The organism is Streptomyces sp. NPDC058637, assembly GCF_042717325.1.
Classification (GTDB): Bacteria; Actinomycetota; Actinomycetes; order Streptomycetales; family Streptomycetaceae; genus Streptomyces.
Genome location: NZ_JBHXRD010000041.1, coordinates 24,736 through 47,669 on the forward strand (window position 1 = coordinate 24,736; position 22,934 = coordinate 47,669).

Annotated in this window: 20 protein-coding genes and 6 pseudogenes; 14 read left to right on the forward strand and 12 right to left on the reverse strand. The window is 67.3% G+C overall.

Annotated elements, in window-relative coordinates; genetic code table 11:
• The coding region (locus tag ACFWVP_RS30625; protein WP_384501232.1) for a pentapeptide repeat-containing protein at positions 1–513 on the forward strand (513 nt) is incomplete at its 5' end.
• Between the two features lie 91 nt (positions 514–604).
• Positions 605–1,885: a pentapeptide repeat-containing protein gene (locus ACFWVP_RS30630; protein ID WP_384501233.1), complete on the forward strand. Its 1,281-nt coding sequence runs from the start codon at positions 605–607 to the stop codon at positions 1,883–1,885.
• 427 nt (positions 1,886–2,312) lie between these two features.
• On the opposite strand, the pseudogene ACFWVP_RS30635 reads toward ACFWVP_RS30630, so the two are convergent.
• Positions 2,313–2,573, reverse strand: a pseudogene (locus tag ACFWVP_RS30635) (conjugal transfer protein TraA); the annotation flags it as partial.
• 1,026 nt (positions 2,574–3,599) lie between these two features.
• Here ACFWVP_RS30635 and ACFWVP_RS30640 point away from each other — a divergent pair.
• Together ACFWVP_RS30640 and ACFWVP_RS30645 are read left to right on the forward strand one after the other, a co-directional pair.
• Entirely contained in the window at positions 3,600–4,283 is a 684-nt protein-coding gene (locus ACFWVP_RS30640; protein WP_384501234.1) for a hypothetical protein, read from the forward strand.
• An 838-nt stretch (positions 4,284–5,121) separates the two neighbouring features.
• Entirely contained in the window at positions 5,122–5,388 is a 267-nt protein-coding gene (locus tag ACFWVP_RS30645; protein WP_384501235.1) for a hypothetical protein, read from the forward strand.
• Between the two features lie 119 nt (positions 5,389–5,507).
• Here ACFWVP_RS30645 and ACFWVP_RS30650 read toward each other — a convergent pair.
• From ACFWVP_RS30650 to ACFWVP_RS30660, 3 genes and pseudogenes are all read right to left on the reverse strand, one after another.
• A pseudogene (locus ACFWVP_RS30650) lies at positions 5,508–5,946 on the reverse strand (integrase core domain-containing protein); the annotation flags it as partial.
• Positions 5,947–6,004: 58 nt separating this feature from the next.
• On the reverse strand, positions 6,005–6,346 hold the full coding sequence (locus tag ACFWVP_RS30655; protein ID WP_384501236.1) for a DoxX family protein: 342 nt from the start codon (positions 6,344–6,346) through the stop codon (positions 6,005–6,007).
• Positions 6,347–6,354: 8 nt separating this feature from the next.
• Positions 6,355–6,651, reverse strand: coding sequence for a hypothetical protein (locus ACFWVP_RS30660; protein ID WP_384501237.1), 297 nt, complete (start codon positions 6,649–6,651; stop codon positions 6,355–6,357).
• 83 nt (positions 6,652–6,734) lie between these two features.
• Between ACFWVP_RS30660 and ACFWVP_RS30665 the strand changes: the two genes are divergently transcribed.
• The 3 genes and pseudogenes from ACFWVP_RS30665 to ACFWVP_RS30675 form a co-directional block, all read left to right on the forward strand.
• Positions 6,735–7,433: a sigma-70 family RNA polymerase sigma factor gene (locus ACFWVP_RS30665; RefSeq protein ID WP_384501238.1), complete on the forward strand. Its 699-nt coding sequence runs from the start codon at positions 6,735–6,737 to the stop codon at positions 7,431–7,433.
• Positions 7,434–7,635: 202 nt separating this feature from the next.
• Positions 7,636–8,544: a MerR family transcriptional regulator gene (locus ACFWVP_RS30670; protein ID WP_384501239.1), complete on the forward strand. Its 909-nt coding sequence runs from the start codon at positions 7,636–7,638 to the stop codon at positions 8,542–8,544.
• Between the two features lies 1 nt (position 8,545).
• Positions 8,546–8,772 (forward strand): annotated as a pseudogene (locus ACFWVP_RS30675) (hypothetical protein); the annotation flags it as partial.
• Between the two features lie 203 nt (positions 8,773–8,975).
• On the opposite strand, the gene ACFWVP_RS30680 reads toward ACFWVP_RS30675, so the two are convergent.
• Complete coding sequence (locus ACFWVP_RS30680) at positions 8,976–9,296, reverse strand: hypothetical protein (protein WP_384501240.1); 321 nt, start codon at positions 9,294–9,296, stop codon at positions 8,976–8,978.
• Here ACFWVP_RS30680 and ACFWVP_RS30685 point away from each other — a divergent pair.
• On the forward strand, positions 9,272–9,781 hold the full coding sequence (locus ACFWVP_RS30685) for a transposase (RefSeq protein WP_384501241.1): 510 nt from the start codon (positions 9,272–9,274) through the stop codon (positions 9,779–9,781). The genes ACFWVP_RS30680 and ACFWVP_RS30685 overlap by 25 nt on opposite strands.
• A gap of 69 nt (positions 9,782–9,850) precedes the next feature.
• Here the strand turns inward: ACFWVP_RS30685 and ACFWVP_RS30690 are convergent, their stop codons facing one another.
• Positions 9,851–10,747: an arginase family protein gene (locus ACFWVP_RS30690; RefSeq protein WP_384501242.1), complete on the reverse strand. Its 897-nt coding sequence runs from the start codon at positions 10,745–10,747 to the stop codon at positions 9,851–9,853.
• A 201-nt stretch (positions 10,748–10,948) separates the two neighbouring features.
• On the opposite strand from ACFWVP_RS30690, the pseudogene ACFWVP_RS30695 reads away from it, so the two are divergent.
• Positions 10,949–11,535 (forward strand): annotated as a pseudogene (locus ACFWVP_RS30695) (transposase); the annotation flags it as partial.
• A gap of 37 nt (positions 11,536–11,572) precedes the next feature.
• Here the strand turns inward: ACFWVP_RS30695 and ACFWVP_RS30700 are convergent.
• The 5 genes and pseudogenes from ACFWVP_RS30700 to ACFWVP_RS30720 all read right to left on the reverse strand — a co-directional run bounded on the left by ACFWVP_RS30700 (position 11,573) and on the right by ACFWVP_RS30720 (position 15,990).
• Positions 11,573–11,983: a hypothetical protein gene (locus ACFWVP_RS30700; RefSeq protein WP_384501268.1), complete on the reverse strand. Its 411-nt coding sequence runs from the start codon at positions 11,981–11,983 to the stop codon at positions 11,573–11,575.
• A 53-nt stretch (positions 11,984–12,036) separates the two neighbouring features.
• Positions 12,037–12,495 carry a hypothetical protein gene (locus ACFWVP_RS30705; protein ID WP_384501243.1) on the reverse strand — a complete coding sequence of 153 codons (459 nt, stop codon included), beginning with the start codon at positions 12,493–12,495 and terminating at the stop codon, positions 12,037–12,039.
• Between the two features lie 251 nt (positions 12,496–12,746).
• Positions 12,747–13,933 (reverse strand): annotated as a pseudogene (locus tag ACFWVP_RS30710) (IS3 family transposase).
• Between the two features lie 272 nt (positions 13,934–14,205).
• A pseudogene (locus ACFWVP_RS30715) lies at positions 14,206–15,017 on the reverse strand (IS5 family transposase).
• A 382-nt stretch (positions 15,018–15,399) separates the two neighbouring features.
• Positions 15,400–15,990 carry a TetR/AcrR family transcriptional regulator gene (locus ACFWVP_RS30720; RefSeq protein ID WP_384501244.1) on the reverse strand — a complete coding sequence of 197 codons (591 nt, stop codon included), beginning with the start codon at positions 15,988–15,990 and terminating at the stop codon, positions 15,400–15,402.
• A 150-nt stretch (positions 15,991–16,140) separates the two neighbouring features.
• On the opposite strand from ACFWVP_RS30720, the gene ACFWVP_RS30725 reads away from it, so the two are divergent.
• Together ACFWVP_RS30725 and ACFWVP_RS30730 are read left to right on the forward strand one after the other, a co-directional pair.
• Positions 16,141–17,160, forward strand: a complete 1,020-nt coding sequence (locus tag ACFWVP_RS30725; RefSeq protein WP_384501245.1) for an aldo/keto reductase — start codon at positions 16,141–16,143, stop codon at positions 17,158–17,160.
• 231 nt (positions 17,161–17,391) lie between these two features.
• Positions 17,392–18,234, forward strand: a complete 843-nt coding sequence (locus ACFWVP_RS30730; protein WP_384501264.1) for an IS5 family transposase — start codon at positions 17,392–17,394, stop codon at positions 18,232–18,234.
• Positions 18,235–18,659: 425 nt separating this feature from the next.
• Here ACFWVP_RS30730 and ACFWVP_RS30735 read toward each other — a convergent pair whose 3' ends face one another.
• Complete coding sequence (locus ACFWVP_RS30735) at positions 18,660–18,848, reverse strand: hypothetical protein (RefSeq protein ID WP_384501246.1); 189 nt, start codon at positions 18,846–18,848, stop codon at positions 18,660–18,662.
• 521 nt (positions 18,849–19,369) lie between these two features.
• Here ACFWVP_RS30735 and ACFWVP_RS30740 point away from each other — a divergent pair.
• The 3 genes from ACFWVP_RS30740 (at position 19,370) to ACFWVP_RS30750 (ending at position 22,784) form a co-directional block, all read left to right on the forward strand.
• On the forward strand, positions 19,370–20,590 hold the full coding sequence (locus tag ACFWVP_RS30740) for a sensor histidine kinase (RefSeq protein ID WP_384501265.1): 1,221 nt from the start codon (positions 19,370–19,372) through the stop codon (positions 20,588–20,590).
• A complete protein-coding gene (locus ACFWVP_RS30745; protein ID WP_384501247.1) occupies positions 20,577–21,248 on the forward strand; it encodes a response regulator in 672 nt (223 codons plus the stop codon). Before ACFWVP_RS30740 ends, ACFWVP_RS30745 begins: the two co-directional genes overlap by 14 nt.
• Before the next feature lie 264 nt (positions 21,249–21,512).
• Positions 21,513–22,784 carry a serine hydrolase domain-containing protein gene (locus tag ACFWVP_RS30750; protein ID WP_384501266.1) on the forward strand — a complete coding sequence of 424 codons (1,272 nt, stop codon included), beginning with the start codon at positions 21,513–21,515 and terminating at the stop codon, positions 22,782–22,784.
• Positions 22,785–22,934: the final 150 nt, after the last annotated feature.

The window sequence follows — 22,934 nt, forward strand, 5'->3', positions numbered from 1 at the left end:
AGATTGAACTTCAGCTTGGCGGAGTTTTCCGGCGCCACGGTGGACTTCGGCCTCACGGTGTTCTCCGGCGGCACCGCGGACTTCGCCCAGGCGAACTTCTCCAGCGGGAAGGTGGACTTCCTCGGTGCGGTGTTCTCCGGCGGCACAGTGGACTTCCGTCGTGCCGTGTTCTCCGGCGCCAGATTGAACTTCAGCTTGGCGGAGTTTTCCGGCGCCACGGTGGACTTCGGCCTCACGGTGTTCTCCGGCGGCACCGCGGACTTCGCCCAGGCGAAGTTCTCCAGCGGGAAAGTGCCCTTCCGCTACGCCAGGTTCTCCGGCGGCGCCATGAACTTTACCAACGCGGAGTTCTCCAGCCGCACCCCGGACTTTAACTACGCGGAGTTCTCCGGCGGCGCCATGGACTTTACCAACGCGAAGGGACCGGTCCCGACTGGGCTTCTCTCTGCCGTCAACACTCCTGTTCCTGCGACGGTCCTCCTCCCTTCTACTTGGCTGCCCACATCCCCGTAACACCGGTGGGGGCGTAGTCGGTCGTTCATGTCCTGGCAGGTACATGGGGTCCATCTGCAACCGCAGACTTCCGTGCCTGGTCTTCATCGTCATGACAGCCAGCCGAAGGTCGCGGTCCTCCCTGAACGAACAGAAGCTGCGGCTGGTGAAGCCGAGGTGGGCGTTCGGCCTCACGTTCGTCGGCGCGGTTCTGGTCGCAGGCGGCATCTTCTACGGCTTGGTGGTGCTGCTCGACTTCCAGGAGATCGACTCGACCGCGAAGCTCGACGCGAAGACGCTCTTCGACTTGGTGAAGCTTTCCTTCGGGGTGGTTGCCGGGGCCGGCGCGCTCGTCGCTCTGGTCGTCGCCTACCGGCGCCAGCGCGTAGACGAGGCCGGAGCTCACCGCGAAGCCACCCGACTGCACGCCGAACGCTTCTCCCAGGCCGTCGACAAACTCGGATCCGACTCACCCGCCGTCCGGCTCGGAGGGGTCCACGCCCTGGCCGGCCTCGCCGACGACGCCCCCACACAGGACCTGCGCCAGACATGCATCGACGTCCTATGCGCCTACCTCCGCCTGCCCTTCTCTCCCGATCCCGGTGATCTGCCCGACCCCTTGCCCGACGGCAGCTCACCCACCGAAGAACGACGCGACACCCACCAGGACAAGACCGACCGATACCACGCACTGCGCGAGGTCCGGCACACGATCCTGCGCCTCATCGGAGACCACTACCGCATTCCGCGGGGCACTCACCGCTCCTGGCAGGGCTGCAACCTCGATCTCACCAGGGTCACCATCGACGGCGATATGAACTTCTGCGGCGCGACGTTCTCCGGCGGCATCGTGAGCTTCCACGGCGCGACGTTCTCCGACGGCAAGGTGCCCTTCACCCGCGCAACGTTCTCCGGCGGTGAGGTGTCCTTCGCCGACGCAACGTTCTCCGGCGGTGAGGTGTCCTTCAGCGGCGCGGTGTTCTCCGACGGTGAGGTGAGCTTCCACGCTGCGACGTTCTCCGGCGCCGAGGTGTACTTCACCACCGCGACGCTTTCCGGCAGTGAGGTGTCCTTCAGCGGCGCGGTGTTCTCCCACGGCACGGTGGACTTCGGCGCCGCGACGTTCTCCGGCGGCAGGGTGTACTTCCGTGCGGTGTTCTCTGGCGGCCTGGTGAACATCAGCGACGCGACGTTCACCGGCAGCGAGGTGTACTTGGGCGGTTCTACGTTCTCCGGCGGTGAGGTGTACTTCAGCGGCGCGGTGTTCTCCGGCGGCACGGTGAACTTCAGCAGCGCGACGGGTTCGACTCCCGCTGAGCTCCTCGCTGCCATCGGTGCTCCCGTTCCTGCAACGGTCACCCTTCCTCCTGCTTGGCTGCCCCCAGTTCGATAACTCTCGGGGAGGCGTAATCGGTCGTCTTAGCTCCCTCCGGCCGATCGAGGCGAGACGAACGAAAGGGGCGCATCGGTGAGCCGATCCAATCCCGTCCAATCCGGATTACGCCCCGCATTTCGGGAGTGACCAGGGTGCCTGAAGCCGATCCGCTTCCCCTTCCTGGGCTGCACCGGCCACCGCTTACATATCCGGAGTCCACGCGCTGACGCGTCCTCAGAACCGTCCGCACAGCACCTGAAGCGGGGCACCACGACCCCGGACGCCGCAGACGAATTCGCACAGCTCGACGGCGACGGCGACGACTTCCTCACCATCTACGACCTCCACAACGCGGCCTTCACCTACTTCACCCTCCCCGTACCCCGCCGGAAAGCCACTACGAGCGCGAACTTGCCGTTGACTACGGCAGATGCGGCCGTCGACATACGGGTTCGCCGCTGTACGTGTCCAGGATTCTCGGAACCCGCGCGCTTCCCGCCTCCAGGCGCTCGCGCTCGATCCGGTCGGCGTCCGGGTGTCGGCCTTCCCCCAGGAGCAGTTCGGCCTGCCGCTCGATCACCACGTCCCCGGCCGTGAGGCCGACCGCGGCCAGGCCCTGGCCCCTCCAGATCCCGGGCGGGACACCGGCCTGGTCCTGGGCGGCGCGCAGCGACGTGCCCGCGGGGCGGTGGCCATCGCCGACCATCACGCCGCGGAAGTAGTAGCGCCACCCGTCACCCGGGCGGACCTCCGATTTGCTGATCACCGGGCCATGGAACACCGGCTTTGACCTGCGGAAAAGAGCGATCCGGGGTCCTTCCCGCCGGGCGGGAGGCCATCACCACCGAATCTTTACCGTGGGGCCCGCCAGGCGGGCCGTCACACCAGCCCGAGACGGTAAGCCGCCGACGTGTGCACAGTGCGCCGCATGAAAACGAATCTTCTCCACGGAGACCTCTGCCCGCTGTGCCGTCGCCCGCTCACGCGCCGCCCAAGGGTCGTCGTCCGCTCGGCTGGCGTGCCGTACCCCACACGGACCGACTACCTGCCCCACTGCACCCGCTGTACCAACGACCCGGTCATCGAGCAGAAGTGGAACGAACTGATGAACGGCCGCGACGGGAGCTGACGGCGGCCGTGCGAATACTGCGCACCGACCACACGAGCACCACCAGCCACGAAACACACAACGACCGACTCCACCGTCATCGCACGCACCAGCGCACCGCACCCCCGACAACCCACCACCCCTGACCGCGCCACGTCACCGACGCCCTTCAACACGAACAGCCGCCACCGCCCCCGGCCACCGGTCGGGGGCTTCGTGCTTCCCGGAGGAATTCGCCGTGCCCACGTACGAGACCCTGCCGCGCTTCACCGCCGACCTGGACCGACTCACCCCCGAACAGCGCCGTCGATTCCGCCGTGCCGTGGTGGCCTTCGTCGAGGACCTGCGCACCGGCAGCTTCCGCGCCGGCCTCCGCGAGCGCGTCCAGCGAACATCGGGCGTCTACGAACTGACCTGGTCCATGGGCACCGGCCCTCAGGACGTGCCACGTTCGGGTACGGGGCCGCTCGCCGCCCCGGCACTCCCCACATCATCTGGCGCCGCATCGGCACCCACGGGATTCTGGCTTGCCCCTGATTGGCAACCTACGGTTACGGGAGACTCGATCGTTGTAATCCGGCATGCACAGGCTTCCCACCACCAGGGCGTGGTCGTTGGTAGGTCATGCCAGAGAAGCAAAGTTGTCTGTCGTACGACGGAAATGAGAACCCCAGCGGCCTTGCGGTTCCTCCAGGACTGCAGGCAGTAGTCGACGCGCAGATCGAGGCGATCGCTGCCGCCTTGAGTCAGACGCTCAACCTCAACACGTCGCTGAATGAGGAGGTGGATCCGTGGCTACACCGCTTGCTGCGTGAGGCGGCTCCCCTCGTTCATGAGGTCGAGAAGCTGGGGGCGCTGCTCGTGGCGGGCGCCTTGGCTGCCGGATGGTCCGAGGAACAGGTCGCTTACTCCATGGACCGCCCCAAGGGGGACGTCAAGCACTGGCAATCCCAAGATGCCAAGGCAGCTATGACCGCAGCCGCTGGGGAGGAACTGGGTGACGACTGGAACATGGCCTCCGTCGAGGCTTACCTGCGCGCGAGCGCCGCAGTAGAGAACAAGAAGAGCCTACGCAGTCGGGCGTACCGGCTGATGTGCCTCCTCCTGCTGCACGACACCCCCTCCTACGCGGCCGACCGCCTGACGTGGGTAGATGACAAAACACGTCGCTGCATCAAAAACGGCTGGTTCCTTCAGGCCCGCCGTGCTGCGAGCAGCACTAACGCCACCGCGTCTGAATCAACAACGCCGCCGAAGCTTCCGGCCCAGGAAAAGGGGCCCGAAGCTCCCAAGATTCATAGTGCGTGACGGTGGAAAGCCACAGTTCTGACGGCGGCCGACAGCCCTGACCGCAGGACACGCAGCGGTCGCGTACGGGGCCGCCCTCCGCCCAGGCGCGCCTCACGCCATCTGGCGCCGTATCGGCACGCACGACATCCTCACCGGTCCGTGAGGCTCCACCAAACGGCCGGGCTCCCGGAAGCGGGAGTTCGGCCATTGCCTTGGAACGTTCGAGTTACTCCGACTTCGGAGCCTAATCGCCACCGCACCCGATCTCCCGCAGTTGGTGTCGACGACCACGCGTACCCGCCCAGTCATCCTGCGGCAGCAGCTGTATCAGTTCACGCAGTGCCGTCACGGAGTTCTTGAGCTCCGCCACCGCCTCGGAAACGTGTTGGGGAGCGTGGTTCCTCACCCTGCCCTCACGAACCAGCCAGAGAAGCCGGAACCGCCGTGCCCAGTCACGTACCTGCCGCGGAAGTTCCATCCGGCTGGCCTCTACTTCGAGAGTGCTCGGCACCCACACGCCCACGGGTGACCGAGGATCTGGTCAGCCCTCAGATCGAATTGCCGATCGCGTACCTGAGAGTTACTCAGGACGGATGGGTAGGCGGCTTCGATGTCGACCAGCTCGGACAGCTGGTCGACCTAACTGGGTGGGGGAACCTTCTTCGAGGTCCCCTGATGTTCCTCCACCGCGCCGATAGGCGGAACTGCTTGGAAGGATCCGCCGGCCGCCTTCATCAGGAGGGCGCCTTACAACCGCTAACACAATGACGTGGATCGGTCCTGTGACCGTGTCCGCGTCAGGAGTTGGGCGTTGTGCGGTCATGGGGACTTCGCCGTGGATCGTGTCGGATGACCTGTGGGAGCGGACTGCTCAACCTCGGTCTCCACGGTTCACGACGCGCTCACCCGCCTTACCACCCTGCGTCTGATCCAGCGCCCCGGCGGAACCACCCTCTACCGCGTCAATCCGCGGTTCTTCTTCGCACAGAACCCGGAGCTGGCGCAGCTCGCCATAGACGCACTGGATGCCCCAGACGTCCTGCCCGACGCCCGCGCCGGCCGTCCCCGCCGCGCCTCCCCTGCCGACGCCCAGCGCCGCCGCCAGGTACGCCCCGTCTCCTGACTCCGCGCCACGACCCCTAGAAACCGCCGGCGCAGGGGAGAGGCCGTCGTCGCTCCGGACTGGCCAGGGCACTGGCAACCGTCTCGCCACCCTGAGGGTGGCTCGCTGCCATCCGAGGGCTAGCTGTACGAGGCCATGACGTTGGTGACGCGTGGGTCGAGCACCGCGGCGGGTGGCTTGCCCCCAGCAGCGCCGTGGGGCCGGTGGTAGTTGTAGTGCACGTTCCAGATGCCGACGGCATCTGACCGGTTGCTGTTCGGAGGTCCAAGTGCGCGAGTAGAGGAATTCTTCGGACAGGATCCGGTTGTACCGCTCGACCTTCCCGTTGTGCTTGGGCGTGTAGGGCTTGGTGCGCTTGTGCTTCGCGCCGAGCAGCGCGCGCCCGAAGGCATCTGCGCGGTAGCAGGCACCGTTGTCGGTGATGATCCTCTCGATACGGGTGATGCCGTGGGCGGCGAACCAGGCCCTGGCCCGGTGTAGGAATGCGATCGCGGTGGCAGCTTTCTCGTCGGGCAACGGTTCGGTGTCTCTGCGGCGACGTGCGCAATCGGACGCGTTTTACAGCGTTCGATCAACCGGCGGCGGCCTTCCACGGAGAGGGGTGCGTTGGCGTGTGTCATATTTTGCCCACGAAGAAGCCGGTGCTGGCGACTGCGAGTAGCAGGTAGCCGCCCGGGAAGGCGATGTTGTAGAAGACGCGTGCGCGGACGTGAGCCAGGACCGCGCCGATGAAGAACGCGGTCAGGCCGATTCCTGCCGCCAGGCCCAGCCAGTGGACCCCGGACAGCCCTATGAGAAGGCCGGCAGCGCCCGCGAGTTTGAGGGTCGCCAGGTACGGCACCGCAGCTGGCGGGAGTCGAACCTCTGCAGAGTTCGCCAGCACGAACGGTGCCCGCGCGTAGTCCGCGATCGCAATCAACGCGTTCGCAACGATGCATCCAACAGTGGCGACAATCATTACGGAGCTCACGAGTTGTACGACCCCACGACGGTGAACGGTTCTGGTAGAACCGGCGCTCCCACGGCGCGGCTGATCAGGTCTCGTAGCTGAGCGGCTTGCGGCAGTCCCATCAACGGATTCTCTGCTGCCTCCTCCGTCTCGAGGGCCAGGATGAAATCCTGCCCCGACTCACTGGAGTACGCCGTGTACACCACGCTCTGGGGCGATGCCGCGTGGAGGGCGGCGAACACCCTTACAAGTTGCGACCGGACCTCGGCAGCTGTGCCGCTGTCGGTGCGGAACCGCACCATCTGTAGGCTCATGACGTTGCCATCTCCTCGGGATGCGAACAAGAACGGGTTGAACCAACCGTCCTGACGTCCGCAAACCCGGAAAGGTGACACCCATGCCGATCACGGTCGAAGAATTCGAGACCGCACGACCACATCTGCTGTCGGCTGCCCACCGCATGCTCGGCTCGGCTCACGACGCCCAAGACGCCGTCCAAGCGGCGTGGCTGCGGGTCATGACTGCCCGATCCTCACCATCGATTGAGAACCCGTCAGCCTGGCTCACGACGGTCACCGCCCGAGTCTGCTTGGACGAGCTGCGTGCCCGACGCCGTCGCAACGAAGCGCCGCTGCTCGCGGACGCCATCCCGGCCGCAGAACTGGCCGCGGACGAAGCAATCCTCCGCACAGAGGACGTCTCCCGGGCGCTCATGGTCCTGCTGCACCAGTTGACCCCGTCCCAACGGGTGGCGTGCGTCCTGCATGACCTGTTCTCTGTGCCGTTCGACCAGATTGCGCACGTGCTGGGCGGGACAGTGCCCAGTGCCAAGAAACACGCCAGCAGAGCTCGACGACGCCTCGATAACGCCCAGCACGCCTCGGAGCAGGACAGTCGACCAGACCAGCAGATCGTCGAAGCCTTCCTGTCAGCAGCCCAAACCGGGGATACGCGCAGAATGATCCAGCTGCTCGCGCCCGACAGCGTCCGCGACGCCGACGCAGCACTCCTGCCTCTGTGCGACATCCTGTGGGTTCCCGTGGTTCTTGCCAGGGCCCTGAGCCCCTGGCCTGGGGCTTCTCTCTCGCTCGCGTGATCGGCCGGTCAGTGACGTGACTTCGGGATTCCCGAAGCTTTCTCGTCCGATCTGATCAGTCTGCAGTCTGGTCGAAGGCGAGGAGGCGCATGCTGTCGGCGCTGGCGGTGGTGAGAAAACTCGGCAGAGCTCTGGAGAACTCACGGGATGTCGCACTGAGGCACTTGAGTCTCCAGCCGCCGGAGGGTTGAGGATCTAGCTCATGGACGACGAACGCCCCGACGTGCTCACCATTGGCCGGCTCGCGCGCCGCACCGGACTTCCGGTGCGTACCCTGCGCTTCTGGTCGGACGAGGGGGCGGTGCCGCCTGTGGCCCGCTCCGCGGGCGGCTACCGGTTGTACGACGCCGAGTCCGTGGCCCGCGTCGAGCTGGTCCGCACCCTGCGGGAGCTGGGCCTCGGGCTCGACGACGTGTGCCGCGTCCTGAGCGGCCGCACCACGGTCGCCGAGGTCGCCGACGCGCATGTGGCCGCGCTCGACGCGCAGATCCGCTCACTCAAGGTGAGCCGGGCCGTCCTGTCCACCGTGGCGAAACGGGGTTCGACCGTTGAGGAGACAACACTGATGAACCGGTTGGCGCGGCTTTCCGCGGCCGAGCGCAAGCAGATCATCGACGAGTTCAAGGAGGAGGTGTTCGGCGGCCTCGACGACCCGCGCCTGCGCGACCGCATGCGCACCTTCAGCATCGAATTGCCCGACGATCCCACATCTGAGCAGGTCGACGCCTGGATCGAACTGGCGGAATTGGTGCGGGACCCCGGTTTCCGCGCCCGGTTGCGCACATGGATGGAGCTCAACACGCCCGTACCGGGGCAGGGCCGTCCCCCCGGGGCGTCCATCTGGTGGGCCCGGCAGATCGTGCAGACCGTCGCGGAGGTCAGAAAAGGCGGGGTCGCTCCCGAGGGGCCGGCAGTGGCCGAGGTGCTGTCCGAGCTGTTCGGTGAGGCCGATCGGGCCGCCGTGCTGCGCAGCCTGGAGGCGGGGATCGAGGCAGGAGCGGAGAATTACCGCAGGCTCGTCGCCCGTGTGCGCGGGCAGGATTCGTCGCCCGACGCGACCGAGGAGCTGGAGTGGCTGGCGCGGGCCCTGCGCGCCGCGGATCAGACCTGACCTAGTGCTCGGCCTCGGCACGGGGCAGGCCGCCGACCTCGCGGTGCCGCTCGACCGGGACGAGCTGATCGCCTACGGACCGCGGCTGTCCGACAACGGCGCCACCCGGCTGGGGACGGCGGCGTTGGTCTGGAGGCCGGACCCGGACACGGCCCGCGCCATCCCGACCCCGGACCGGTGCGCCGACCTTGGGTGCACAACTGGCAGTTCGGCAGGCGGTCACGATGACCGAGGACATCCAGGCCGACGTCACCGCCGAGACCCTTCGGATCCCTCAGCATCCTCGTGTTTCACCCGAACCCACGGATGCATCGGCCTGACGCACACCGGCGGACCCGTGGGTTCGCGCTGAAGGACCTCCGGTTTCCTCGAACCCACGGAGATCTTGGGGTGCCGGTAAGAACGCTGTCACCAGCCGCAAACGAGGGGTGCTACGTCCTTCGACGTGCGGCGGGGTCGCGTTCGGCGACGTGCCGGACGACCGAGTCGAGGCCGGGGCGGGCGTATCGCTCCAGGGAGCGGACGGAGGCGTGGCGGGAGCGGGCCAGCAGCATCGGGGTCGAGGTGCCGTCCTCGGCGTCGTGTGTCAGGGCGCTGTGCCGGAGCCGGTGAAGCGTCCACCCGTCCAGGTCCTCGATGTCGTCGGGTGAGGCGAGGGCGTCCCATACGGACAGACGTATGCGCTTTACGGGAACGGCCTGGAGTCGGTGTCGCCCCGGTTCGGTGAGTGTCCAAGCGGGCGCGGCACCCAACAGGAACGTCCTGCACCCCGGCTTGGTGTTTCCCGCTACGGCCGAAACGGTGTCGTTCCCACGCGGTCGCTCTCTACGCTGACTGGCACACCGTCCCCCTGTCCGCCCCCGGCGGGCAGTACCACCAACGCAAAGCCACCTTCGGGGATTTGTGCACTGGATGCCCTCTGCGTGAGCGGTGCACCAAAGCCAGGGCAGGACGCATCCTGACCATCCGACCGCACCACGGCCTCCAGACAACCGCCCGCCATCAGACCGCCACCGACCCCGGCTGGCAGGCCGACTACCGCCGCTGGCGGCCACCGGTCGAACGGGCCGTCGCCTGGCTCGTCCACCACGGCAACAGGCGCCTGCGCTACTGCGGCACCATCAGGAACGACACCTGGCTCCACACCCGAACCGCCGCCCTCAACCTCCGCCGACTGATCAACCTCGGGCTCACCCACACCAGTGGCACCTGGCACCTCGCACCGGCCAGCACATGACCACGGGGGCTGTCCGGCCTGACGGCCGGACAGCCCCTCATCAAGATCTTCATCGGTCTTCTATTGCGGTCAGTGGAAGGTGAAGGCCGTCTGGAGGATGTCGGCGAGAAGGGCGGCACAGGAACCGTCGGGGTCCAGATCAGGATCGTAGATGGTGAGGTTGAGACCGACGCACCGTTCCGACTGCACCAAGGTCTTCAGCAACGGGGCGAGTTCGTGAGGCAGGAGCCCGCCAGGGTCGGGACTATCGACGGCAGGCATCACGGACGGGTCCAGCACGTCTGCATCCAGGTGCACCCAGAACCCTTCGGTGACGGGCCCCTCGAGAGTCTGCAGAACCGCGCCCGCCAATTCCTCGGCGCCCCGGGCCCGGATCTCCTCGACCGTCGCGTTCATGATCTTCAACTCTGTGAGCTCGGCCCGCTCTTCGTCATAGTCCCGGATGCCGAGGACTCGTACATCCTCGTCCTTGAAGTATGGCTGCAGCCCTTCGAGGTTTGTCAGGTCCCTCTGGCCACGTCCCGTTCCGATGGCTAACTCCTCACCGCCGGCAGCACCGATACGGTCGGAGTTCCCCGGGTGCCGAAAGTCCGCAGAACCGTCGATAACGGCGAGCCCGTACCGTCCGATGCGGCGCAGGGCGAGTGAGGCGCCGAGCTGGATGGAACAGTCCCCGCCCAGGACGACGGGGAAGTCCCGTGCCCGGACGTGGTGCTCAATGCGGTCGGCGAGTTTGCGCGTGTACGCGGCGATAGCCTGAGCGTTGAACACGCCGTCGCCCATCGTCCAGTCGCCGCGGTCGTAGCGGGGCGGAACCAGGACTCCGCCCTCATGCGCCCCGAGCCGCTGCACCAACCGCTGCTCGCGCAGCGCGCCCGCCAGTTTGTAACACCCGGGCACGGTGCCCTCGGCGGGCGGCCGGAGGCCGAGATTGGACGGAGCGTCAATGACCACGAGACGGCGCATCTGATTAGTCTGACAGCAAGGGACAGTGCGAGCCACACAAAAGCCCTGCATAACCGGAGCACTTGCCACCTCGTCCACACCACATCCGTCAGCTCACCGTCCCCATCGCAAGACCAATATTGAGCGCGCTCTCCCCGGCCGAGGGGACTGAATGGGACTGTAAAGCGTTCGACGTAACTCCCGATCATGGAAGATGCATCGATGACCAGCAACAACGTGACCGAGACCGAGCCCGTCGAGCCGTCTGAGACGGCGCCGTCGAAGTTTGTGGACGACCGGCTGATCGACGAGCTGGTGGGCCGGGCTCAGGCCGAGGGCCTGCAGCTGACCGGCGAGTGCGGGCTGCTCCAGCCGCTGACGAAGCGGCTCCTGGAGTCGGCCATCAGGCCGAGCTCACCGACCACCTCGGCTATGACAAGCACGATCCGGCGGGGAAGAACGGCGGCAACTCACGCAACGGCACCCGAGCCAAGACCGTGCTGACCGACGTGGGCCCGGTGGAGATAACCGTGCCCCGCGACCGCGAGGGCTCCTTCGAGCCGAAGATCGTCAAGAAGCGCCAGAAGCGCTTGACCGGCGTCGAGATGGTCATCTCACTCGCGGCGAAGGGCTTGACCACCGGTGAGGTCCAGGCCCACCTTGCCGAGGTCTATGGCGCCGAGGTGTCGCGCCAGACGATCTCCACGATCACCGACAAGGTCCTCGAAGGCATGGCCGAATGGCAGAACCGTCCCCTGGACGCCGTCTACCCGGTGGTCTTCATCGACGCCATCCACGTGAAGATCCGGGTTCTGTCGACGATCTTGTGATCCGGCCGGTCCGGACTCATCGTGCGAGCAGGACGCGTTTGCGAAGGAGATCGAGGCCGGCCCGGCCGAACATCTGGCACTTCAGCATCTTCAGCCGGTTGATGTTGCCTTCGACAGCGCCGGAGCTATGCGGCAAGGACAGGCCGTTGCGGACGGCGGCGAAGTCGCGGCGAAGGACGCCAGCGGGGCCAGGGTGTCCTGTTCGGCGCCAGTGATCCAGTCCTCGAAGGCGGTCGCCGTGGCGGCCGGTCATCATCGCGGCGAACTTCCTGACATGACCGGTGAGCCGGTCCAGCTCGCGATCGCGCTCACGCAGCCGATACAGCTTGCCGGCGTCCTCGTCCCGCAGCGCCACGGCGGTGACCGAGGGGGCGATGCTGTTCGCTTTCGGAGCGTGCGGGTCATTGATGTAGTCGACGCGGGCCATGACTCCAGCCTCGCACGATTGGTCGCTAGCCGTACTTGGACCTTTGCGGCCGCTCAGGTGCCGGTCTTGCGGATCTCGAACCCGTACCACTTGTCGGGGAGGGTGGCGAAGTAGAGCACTGGCTGCTCACCACTTCGTGCCACACCCAACTCCTCGACCTCCGTCTTCTCGGAGAATGACCCGCCGGCGTCGACGTACAGCAGGATGCTCGCCACGCTGTCGCTGTCCCCTACGGCCTCCCAGGTCCCGCTCCCGGACAACTTTCCGTCACCGGGGGGCGGATCGATGAAGCTGAAGATGACGGCGCTGCGCGGGATGCCGGTCATCTCGAACCGGCCATCCGCTTCCAGCTCAACCCGTGCCCCGTCGTCGCCGGTCCATGTGCCGACAATCCGTGCATGTTCGATTCGCTCGGGCCGCTCGGTCAAAGCGGCGAAGCAGCCTCCCACTGTGACCAGGGCCAAGGTGATCACGGCCGTGACGGCCTTGCGCCGAGAACTCCAGGACTTCACGATGCGCCCGCCTTACTTGTAGGCCCCCGCCCTCAGGGCGGATCCAGTGATTGGTGCCTCACAGTTGGCTCCACTGACAGGACGTGCTGATGGTCTCGTTCGCCCCCTTCAGCCCGCTCGCACACCCTAAGCAGCATGTTTGGCCGGACAGCCCTAGAGCGTTTCTTTCGGATCATCCGATCGTTGGTCTGAGTGTGCCGTTGACTGACGCCCAGTGGGCGGGGGCCTTGACCCCGAATCCTGAACACGGGTTATGCGGCTTGCACCAGCGTAGTTGGTGTGCGGTGGAGGGCGTTCTCGAAGGCGATCGGTGATCGTTGTCCGAGGTGGGAGTGTCGGCGTCGATTGTTGTAGCGGTGGAGCCATCGGAAGGCATCGAGTCGGGCCTTGCGCTCGGTCGGCCAGCTCTTTCGTCCTTGCAGGGTCTCGCGTTTGAAGGTCGCGTTGGCGGACTCGGCGAGTGCGTTGTCCGCGCTGGACCCGACCGCGCTCATGCTTTGCCGAACCCCTGCAGGCTTGGGCGAAGGCTCTGCTCGGGTACTGGGCTCCGTGGTCGGTGTGCATGATCGATCCGGCGAGGCTGCCGCGGGTTCGGACTGCCGCCGCGAGGGCGTCGGTGACGAGGTCCGCGCGCATGTGGTCGGCGATCGCCCAGCCGGCCAGACGGCGCGAGGCGAGGTCGATGACGGTCGCCAGGTAGCAGAACTTCCCGCCGTCGATGGGCAGGTAGGTGATGTCGCCGACGTACTTCGTGTTCGGCTCGTCCGCGGTGAAGTCGCGGCCGATCAGGGCGCCTTGGCCGCGGCCGCGTCAGAGACGGTGGTGCGGTGCCGGCGGCGCAACCGGACTCCTTCGATTCCCGACGCCCGCATGATCCTGGCGACCCGCTTGTGGTTGACCGCCTCACCGTTCTCCTCGCGCAGCTCGGCGGTGATCCTCGGGGCTCCGTAGGTGCCGTCCGATTCCTGGTGCACCGCCCGTATCCGGGCGGCCAGGCGGGCGTCGGCCACCTGCCGAGCGGCCCGGTCAGCGGCTGTCCGGCGCCAGTAGTAGAAGCTCGAGCGGCTGACGCCAAGGATGCTGCAGAGCCGCTTCACGCCGTAACGGCGCTGGAGGTCGGCGACACACTGGAAGCGGTTCACCAGCGCGTCTCCCCGGCGAAATACTTTGCCGCTTTGCGGAGTATTTCGCGTTCCTCCTCCAGCTCGCGAACCTTCTTCCGCAAGGCGGCGTTCTCCGCCTCCAGCGGCGTCGGCGGCGAAGACGGTTCCTGCGTCCGCCGTCCCCGGGGACGGCTTACCCCGGCTGCCCGGACCCAGTTCCGCAGGGTCTCCGGGTTGATCCCCAGATCGGCGGCGACCGACCTGATCGTCGCTTCCGGCCGCGACTCGTACAGCGCGACCGCGTCCGCCTTGAACTGCGGCGGATAGTTCTTCATCACTACGAGATGTCCGTTCTCAGATCCTCAGGATCCAGTGTCTCGTGTGTTCAACGTCAGGGGTCAAGGCCCGAGTGCCAGCTCCCCATGTTGCTCTCCTCTGCGGCGAAGCCGTACGCCGCCATGACGGTGACGGCCTCCTCCCGGCCCATCCCGAAGCGCAGTGGTCCAATGGTCTGACGTGGGACATACGTCCACTGATCCCGCTCGGAGTCCCCGAGCACCGTCCAGTAATCCGAGTTAACGACCTGATGATCGCCTAAGACCGTGTCCTACATGGTCAGTTTGAGGAACCGTTTGTAGCAGCAGAGAGCGGCTGCGAGGCCGAGAAAGGCCAGGTAGTTGCGGGGATTTCGTTCGTAGCGGTGGCTGAGTCGACGGTAGCCGGTCAGCCAGGACATGGTGCGCTCGATGACCCACCTTCGGCGGCCGAGTCGTTCGCTGGACTCGATGCCCTTGCGTGCGATGCGGACCCGATGTGTTTGCCCCAGAGCCATTTCCGCAGGTGAGGGATGTCGTACGCCTTGTCGGCATGTAGGCGGACCGGTTTGGATTCGGTCGCGTGGGATTCGTGTCCCATGTGGAAATGGGACAGCATCGGCTTCAGGGCCTGGCTGTCGTGGGTGTTGGCCGCGGAGAGTCCGACGCGTAGGGGCAGTCCGTCCGCATCGGACAGAACGTGCATCTTGGAACCTGGCTTGCCCCGGTCCACGGGGCTCGGACCTGCAAGTTCGCCCCTTTTTAGCGCGAACGTGCGCGGAGTCCAGGACCGCCCGAGACAGGTCGATCAAGCCCTGTTCATCCAGTAGCTGGAGAATCTTCTGATGCAGCTGGCCCCACACGCCAGCTCTCGACCAGATGACGAACCGACGGTGCACGGTCGACTTCGACGCCCCGAAGCACGGCGGCAATGCCCGCCAGGCGCATCCACTGACCAGCACGTAGATGATCGCTGCGAAGACAGCCTCATCATCGATGTTCGCAACCCCGCCACCTTGCGGCCGCACGCGCGCCGACGGCAACAACGGCCTCGCTGCTCCCACAGCCCGTCCGGAACGATCCATCCCCACCGTCCACTCCCCATAGCGAACACAACGACCAACTGACCATCTAGGACACGGTCTAAGAGGTCGCACAGATAGGCAGGTTGGGGAGTCCCTGGCGACAAGGCGGACACCGGTCCTGGTGATCACGAAGTTGCGACGCTCTGTGATCACTGGGCAGACCTGCGCACGTGCTGCCGTCATGCTCGAGTCTGAGCCCAGGTGGTGGCCGGTTTCAGCTGAGGGTTTCGCCGTCGTCGATGGTGATGTATCTGACCGGTGACGTAGTTGTTGACCATGGGGAAGAGGGCCGCGGTGGCGGCTTCCTCGGTGGTGCCGAAGGCGACCGAGGGGAGCGGTCGATCCGGGGTGGCGGTGATCGCGCGACCTCCTGGCAGAGCCGCACGCGCGAGGTCGCCGAGGTCAGTGGTGTGGTCGGCGTAGCCCTGCGATGAGCAGTTCGGTCATCCGGCGTGCGTCGTAGCGGGGATCGCTGTCCGCGCCGATGCAGAGGTTACCGACGCCACGCATGAGCTGATACGCGTCGATGTCGGGGCGGATCTCGCCGGCGACGGCTGCGGCTTCGAGCAGTTCGGTGCAGACGGGTAGGAGACGGTCGAGGAAGTAGGCATGCAGCGCCTCGAAGCCGGCGTTGTCGGCCTGTAGCACAGAGGCGAGTCCGTGTTTGGCCACCAGGAAATCGACGAAGAGGTTGATCCACTTCCCTAGGGCTGTGTGCGGAGAGCTAGTCGCCAAGAGGGCCGGACCGGCATCGGCGCAGGCGTCGACTTGATGCCGGTAGACGCCGATGATGAGGTCCGCTCGCGTCGGGAAGTGGCGGTAGATCGTCCCCAGCCCGACGCCCGCCTTGGCCGCGATGTCGCGTACCGGCGCGTCCACGCCTGACGTGACGAAGACCGCGGCGGCCGCATCGAGCAGGGTTTCCTTGTTACGTCGGGCGTCCTTCCGCCCAGACGGGGCCGCCTGTCCTGTGCCCTCGCAGCTGTCGCTCACCACGCGTTCCTTCCACTCACCGCTTGCAAAAACGGAACCATGTTCCGTATGGTTCCGGAACGAGGTTCCGTTTTGCTCATAATGCCAGAGCAGGAACCCGGTAACCAAGCCATGTAATGCACCACGCTTCCCCCATGAGGAGACACGGTCATGCAGTACCGCACCTTGGGCCGCACCGGTGTGCAGGTCAGCACCCTCGCGCTCGGCGCGATGAACTTCGGAAAGATCGGGCGCACCACCCAGGACGAGGTCACCGCCATCGTCGACGCCGCGCTGGAGGCGGGGATCAACCTGATCGACACTGCCGACGTGTACAGCGGCGGCGAGTCGGAGGAGATGGTCGGCAAGGCCATCGCCGGGCGCCGCGAGGACATCGTGCTGGCCACGAAAGCGACCATGCCGATGGGCGACGAGCGCAACCGCCAGGGCAGTTCGCGCCGCTGGCTGGTCACCGCGCTGGAGGACAGCCTGCGTCGGCTCGGCGTCGACCACGTCGACCTTTACCAGATCCACCGGTGGGATCCGAACACCAGCGACGAGGAGACCCTGTCAGCGTTGACCGACCTGCAGCGCGCGGGAAAGATCCGCTACTTCGGCTCCTCGACCTTTCCCGCCTACCGCATCGTGCAAGCCCAGTGGGCCGCCCGCGAGCACCACTTGAGCCGTTACGTCACCGAACAGCCCAGCTACTCGATCCTGCAACGCGGCGTCGAGACCCATGTGCTGCCCGTGACAGAGCAGTACGGGCTCGGCGTCCTGGTGTGGAGCCCACTGGCCTCGGGCTGGCTGTCGGGCGCGATCCGCGAGGGCAGGGACATCACCACCAGCCGCTCAACGTTCATGCCGCAACGCTTCGACACCACCACCCCCTCCAACCGGGCCAGGCTCGACGCCGTCGAGCGGCTGGCCGGAGTCGCCGACGACGCCGGCCTGACGATGATCCAGCTCGCGCTTGGCTTCGTGACCGCGCACCCCGGCGTGACCAGCGCGCTCATCGGCCCCCGGACGCCGGACCACCTGCACTCGCAGCTCGCCGCCGCAGACACCAAGCTCCCCACCGACGTACTCGACGCGATCGACGCCATCGTCGCCCCCGGCGCCGACCTCGCCGCACACGAGAAGAACGACACCCCGCCCGCGCTGCTCGACCCGTCCCTGCGGCGACGCTGATCGTCCCAGCGACAGCCTCCATCCTCTGGCGCGACATCACGAAGCTGCAGCAGTAGACGGCGATAGCACATTCCGCTTCATAGTCTGCCTATGGGACTTCCATCACCTGGCGGCCCATCAGTAATCCGCCGCACTCACGCAGACAGGCGGCGTGGGAAGTCCCCGGCGACAAGGCGGGCCCAGGACCCGGTGATCATGGAGTTGCGACGCTCTGTGATCACTGGGGGACCTGTGCCCGTGCTTCCATCATGGCTGACTGACCCGCTCTGGGACCAATTCGCGGCGTTCTTGCCTGAGCGCCCTACGGTCGATCCGTCCCACCCGCTGGGGTGCCACCGCCGCCGCATCAGCGACCGGATCGTGTTCGACAAGCTGTTGCAGCTTCTGCGATTCGGCTGCTCCTACCAGGCGATCTCCGACACGACCTGCTCGGCGACCACCATCCGCAACCGCCGCGACGAGTGGATCCGGCTCGGCATCTTCGCCCGGCTCAAACAGATCATGCTGGAGTCCTACGACCGGATCGTCGGGCTCGTGCTCGACCAGATCGCCATCGACGGCTCCATCACCAAGGCCCCCGGCGGCGGCGAGGTCGCCGGGCCCTCACCGGTCGATCGCGGCAAGCAGGGCTTGAAACGCTCAGGCATGACAGATGGTTACGGGATCCCACTCGGCCGGGTCCTGGCCGGGGCGAACCGCCACGACTCACCGCTTCTCGCGCCGACCCTGGACCTGCTGGACGACCTCGGGCCGCTGCCCGACGACATCACAGTCCATCTGGACGCCGGCTACGACTCGGACATTAGCCGCACCGAACTCGCCGCCCGCAACCTGCACGGCCGCATCGCGCACAAGGGTGAGAAGGCGCCGATCCAGGCGAGCCAGCGGTGGCATGTCGAGCGCACGCACGCCTGGCAGAATGTCTTCCACCGCCTTGCCCGCTGCTACGAGCGCCGTGCGACCGTCATCAACGCCTTCTTCGACCTCGCGGACACGATCATCACCATCCGTAGCCTGATCCGCCGAGCCTGGACCACCCACCGCTGGGACGACCGCCCCAAGCGACGCCCATGAGCGCCCGCCTATCTGCGGGAGCTCTAAGCCGTCGAACTTCGGCACACTCCGGCCGGAAGACCGAAGAAGTGCCCTAGCGGTGACGCCGTGGCCCTGATCGACTCCGTCACCGCTGGATGCCTCTTCGCCACGGGCCGCGTCCCGGGCGACTTTATGGATATCGCTTGGACTCCTGCGGCGATATGTCCGGCGCGCTCGAGGAGGCGTCGCAGATGCGATCAAGGCTTCATCGAGTAGCACCCGAGGGGCGGTCTGACGATGCGGAACGTCGTCGACCTGGCGCAGGAGCACAACTGGGACGCCCTGCGTCAGATCGCCCGCCACTGGGGGACGACGACCGGGACTTCAAGCGGTACGCGTGGGGGCTGAACGAGGCCCGGCGGCCGTGGAGGCCTGAACCCCAGCCGGGCCGGGCACGTCTGGGCTCAGACCTGGTAGAGACCCCACGCAACGGCGGCCACCGGCACGAGCAGACAGCCGACGCCGACCGCGAGGCAGACCTGCGCCAGGATCTTCAGCATCTTGTTCTCCTGGGCGCGGAACGCCGCGAAGCAGGTAAAGCTCACGATCGCCAGCACCGGCAGGGTGATGAACACCAGCCCCAACGCAGCCATGCCGTCCCCCTCGTCGCCGCACACCCCCCACGGGCTCCGGCGGGGGTCACCATACCGCCCGCCGGTGCACGGCGAGCGTGCCGCCGTGCGCCCGACCACACGACCTGACCAGCACACCCGAACTCGTCGACACTGTGGGCGAGTACGGAGTTCCCGTCGTGCTTGCCGACGTGCCGAGCGACGAGTGCGAGCCCGGCGCCACTGGCACGAGCCCTCCGGTGATCACTGAGCGTAGAGAACTCCATGATCACCCAGGCTCGTGCCTGCTCTGCCTCCGGGACCTGATGAGCCACCCGGCGCACCTACTGCCGGAAGCTCTTACCGTCGAGACGGCGGTCGGACCGTCAGCCTCCGTGGACGAAGAGACCGTGCGGACGGCCGCCGACGAGGTGATCACCCTGCTGACCGCTGCACGCTCACCGGTCCTCTGTGAGACGGACCGAGCCACGTCAGCGCGAGAGTGGCTCTTTGGAGTGATGAAGGCACACGTGCGAAGCCATAGTGTCGGACGGATGAGAGTGATGGACGGCAGGTGGCCCGGATGGGGCGCTGACGCCGGGTTGGTCGTACTGACGTGTCTGCCGCCGCTGCTGTCGCAGCCGTACGTGGACGCCTCCAGGCCGGCATGGGCATCGCTCATGGCGTACGAGGCAGTGGGCGTGGTCATCCTGCTGCTGAGGCGGCGGCTGCCGGCGACAGCCTTCGTCGTTGGTTTCGCGGTTCTTGTGGCGGCGCTGGTGGGAAGTGCGGGCGCGGGGGTCAAGCTGTCTCCGCTGGTCTTCCTGCCGCTGGCGGTGCTGCTCCACAACCTGGGCAACCACTGCGCGAGCTGGCGGCGGACGGTGTCGGCGGTCCTCGCCGTCGTCGTGCTGGGCCTGGCCGGTCTGTGGCTGAACCGGATGACGACCGACTCCGGTGACTTCCAGGGCGGTCTGGACGTCTTGGCCGTGCTGGCCCCGATGCCGCTGGCGTGGGCGATGGGATTCGCCGCGCGGACCCGGCAGGCGCTGCTGGCCGCGGCCGAGCGGCGGGCGGCCGACGCGCGCCGGGCACAGGCCCTGGAGGCGGCGCAGGCCACGCAACGCGAGCGGACACGGATCGCCGGTGAGATGCACGACGTGGTCGCGCACTCGCTGACCCTGCTCGTCGTGCACGCGGAGACCCTGCGGGCCCGGGGCGGCGAGCTACCCGACTGGGCCCGTGCCCAGATCGACGGGCTGGCGGCGGCGGGCCGGCAGAGCAGCGGTGAGCTGCGTGACCTGCTGCGGATGCTGCGCCACCCCGCAGACGCGGTGCCGCTCCAGCCCGTGCCGGACCTCGGTGAGCTGGACGCGTTGCTGGACAGTCACCGTGCCGCGGGAGGAACGGTCGAGCTGACGATGGGCGTCGCGCCGGGGTCCGTGCCGGGCCCGGTGCAACTGGTGGTGTACCGCATCGTGCAGGAGGCACTGGTCAATGCCCGTCGGCACGCGACCGGGGCACCGGTCCGGGTGACCGTCGACGGCATCGACGGCATCGACGGCATCGACGGCATCGACGGCGTCGGCGGTGGAGCGCTGCGGTGCGAGGTCGTGAACGGCCGCGCGGCGCAGCGCGGCACGGCCGGCGCGGGCATCGGGCTCGGCCTGGTCAGCATGGAGGAACGGGTGGACGCGCTGGGCGGCGCATTCGTCGCGGGCCCGACCCGTGACGGCGGCTTCCGCGTCGCGGCCACGATGCCGTGGGAGCGTGCGGGTGTCTGAGCAGATCAGCGTGCTCGTCGTGGACGACGAGCCGATCATCCGCGCCGGACTGAGCGCGATCCTGGAGAGCCAGGCGGACATCACCGTGGCGGGCACCGCGGACAACGGTGAGGCAGCCGTCGAGGCGTGCGCGCGGCTGCGGCCGGACGTGCTGCTGATGGACATCCGTATGCCGCGCCGTAGCGGCCTGTGGGCGCTGGCCGAGCTGGGCCGCCGGGGACTGACCGGTCCGGGGCGCAGCCGGGTGCTCATGCTGACCACGTTCGACCTGGACGAGTATGTCGACGACGCGCTGGCGGCCGGGGCGTCCGGCTTCCTGCTGAAGAACAGCTCGTACGAGGAGCTGACCGGGGCAGTGCGTGCCGTGGCAGCCGGGCACAGCGCGTTGAGCCCCGCGGTGACCCAACGGGTCATCGAGGGCCATCTCAGCGGCCGGTGGCGGCCCGACGACCTGGAGCTGGCCCGGCTGCGGGACCTCACCGAGCGGGAGGTCGACGTGCTGCGTCTCATCCGGGACGGGCTGAGCAACGCCGAAATCGCCGACCGGCTCGTGGTGAGCCTGCACACGGTCAAGACGCACGTCAGCCGCGTGCTCGCGAAGACCGGCTGCCAGAGCAGGGCACAGGCGGCGGTACTGGCCAGGAACACCCTGTCCTGATCCCCGGAGGGGCGGGGCACCGTACCGGGCGGGGTCATTCCTTGGAGTGACTCCGCGTCGGCGGGAAGCCCGCCATCGAGCGATGTACCGGGGGCGCGCCACTGACTGAATGGTTGTTGTGCACGGGACCCGCCGGAGGACCTCTCATCGGGTGACTGCCGGGTTTCTCGACGCACGCAGCACACCGTCACGCGCCGAAGGGGAATCATCATGTCCGCATCCACTCTGTCCCGCCGTCACCGGATCCGCCCGAGGGCGCTGACCATGGCGTTGGCGACCTGCATGGGCGCAGCGCTCGTGAGTTGCTCGGACGCGGGGTCGGGTGGGGCCGGGCCGGCGGCCGGGCGGAGCTCGGCGAGCCCGACGGCCGACGCGCGGCTGGCCCGCCTCGCGCAGCAGGCGGCGGACACCGGCTCCCTGGGTGTCATCGCCCGCGTCGACTCCGGCGACGGGAAGCCCGTCGAAATCGCGCAGCAGGCCGCCTGGACGGAGGCCGACTACCGCATCGCCGCCGACGACCGGTTCCGGGTCGGCTCCAACACCAAGACACTCACCGCGACCCTCGTCCTGCAACAGGTCGCCGAGAAGAAGATCAGCCTCGACGACACGGTGGAAAAGTGGCTGCCCGGCCTGGTCGAGGGCGCCGAGGATGCCACCGTCCGGATGCTGCTCAACCACACCAGCGGCCTGGGTGACTTCCTGCTGACGCCGGAGTTCCTGCCTTCCCTCACCGGCCAGGAAAAGCGCACCTGGACACCGCAGGAGCTCCTCGCCATCACGCCCGGGCAGGACCCGCCGGCCGAGCCCGGCGAGACGTACTCGTACAGCAACGCCAACTACGAGGCGCTCGGGCTCATCCTGGAGAAGGCCACCGGCACCAGCCTGGCCGAGCTGATCGAGAAGAGGATCACCGAGCCGCTCGGTATGGAGGACTCGTTCCTGGCGACGAGCGCCGACTGGGACGCCGAGACCGCCGAAGAGGCCGGCGACGAGACCACCGGAACGCAGCACGTGTCCGGCTACGAGCCGAACGCCGAGCGCCTCAGAGCCATCCTCTCCGGGACCGTCGACCTGCCCGAAGGCGTCGGATTCACCGGTCCCGAACGCTCCGAGGACACCGTCGACACCTCCGCCGTCGACCCGAGTTGGTCCTGGGCGGCAGGCGGCATGGTCTCCACGGCACAGGACTGGCAGCGCTTCCTGACGGCGCTGATCTCCGGCGAACTGCTGCCCGAGGGGCAGATGAAGCAGATGCGCACCACGGTCGACGCTCCAGAGGAGGGCGGTGGCTACGGACTGGGCCTGATGAGGGTGGACACCTCCTGCGGCACCGTCTGGGGACACACCGGCGGCCTGCCCGGCTACTCCAGCGAGATCTACACCGACGCGAGCGGCCGGCACAGCGTCGCCGTCCTGACGAGCACGAACTTCGGCATCAAGGACGAGAAGGCCGCCACCGCGAACAAGGCCCTCGTCGAAGCGGCCACCTGCCAAATGCTCGGCAAGCCGCACCCCTCGCAGAGCCCGGCCGGATGACGGCCGTGAACACCCGCCGGCACTGCCTGTACCGGCGGCCCTCTCGCTGACGACCGGTCCGTGACAGCTGCCGTCACGCGCGCCCCGCACGAGAGGCCGGACGACCCACCTGTAGCGGCGCTGAGCACCGACGCCCGTGAGGGCCGCACC